At 44.0% G+C, this 1049-nt stretch carries 2 protein-coding genes; one reads left to right on the forward strand and one right to left on the reverse strand.

Going from position 1 to position 1049, the window contains the following annotated elements; all coding sequences use genetic code 11:
* Nucleotides 1-214 (forward strand): putative solute-binding protein (locus A3763_RS28655; RefSeq protein WP_231872194.1); only part of this gene is annotated, 214 nt, incomplete at its 5' end.
* Between the two features lie 18 nt (nucleotides 215-232).
* Here the strand turns inward: A3763_RS28655 and A3763_RS13155 are convergent.
* On the reverse strand, nucleotides 233-1049 hold an 817-nt coding region (locus A3763_RS13155), incomplete at its 5' end, for a cation diffusion facilitator family transporter (protein ID WP_068760120.1).

A 1049-nucleotide genomic window follows, 5' to 3' on the forward strand; every position in this document is an offset into this window, starting at 1 on the left:
GTTCCTTACGGACCCAGAAGCAACTATCCCCGAACACTATTGGATAGATATCCCCGAACATCTATACGATTACTGGGTGGAAGATTTTAGAGAGAGCCGTTTGGAGTTAGGTCGTCGCGGTATCTACGACCAAAAGACGCTTAAACTAATGAGGAAGGTCCGCTGCAAACTCGACCCTCAAGCGGCTGAATGCTCAGCAAGCAACCGCGAATAGAGAGCTAAGTATTTGACGCTAATCCCCTACATTCGCTATCGCTGTATGGGGGTCTTGGTGGATGATTATATCGGATTGCGGAAAAAACTCTTTTATCTTGTCATGTACCTCGTCAGCGAGGTCATGTGCAGCGAGTAATGTCATATTCCCATCCATTACAAGATGGAACTGAATGAATTTCGTCTGACCAGACTGACGTGTTCTTAGATCATGAATCTCTATGACGTTTTCATGTTCACAAGCCAAGCTTTCTATCTGATTAATTTCCTCATCAGGGAGTTCCCGGTCAAGCAACAACTGAATGGCTTCATAGCCGATTTCTATTGCACATTTTAGAATGTACAAGCCTATTAGTAAGGCAATAATAGGGTCTGAATACAACCAGCCCATATAATAAAGGGCCAAGCCTAACAAAATTCCAGCATTAGTTACTAAGTCTGCTGAATAGTGAAGAGAATCAGCCTTGACAGCAATCGAATTGGTTTTTCTAACGACATAACGCTGGTAAGCAACCAATACCAAAGTTAATGCCATCGAGAAGAGCATCACCCATGTGCCAATTTCAGGTGACTCGATCAGTTCAGGGTTAAAAATCCGCTCCACTGTATACATCAATAGAAATATCGCCGAGCTGCCAATAAATATTGCTTGCCCTAAGCCCGCTAGTGATTCAGCCTTACCATGCCCAAAACGATGCTCCTCATCCGCGGGCTCCAAGGCATAACGCACCGCAAACATATTGATTAGCGAAGCAGCCAAATCCAGTAACGAGTCTACTAGTGCGGCTAGCACCCCCATTGAACCCGTTACAATCCAAGCATATATTTTTAATATT

The organism is Oleiphilus sp. HI0128 (assembly GCF_001635365.1).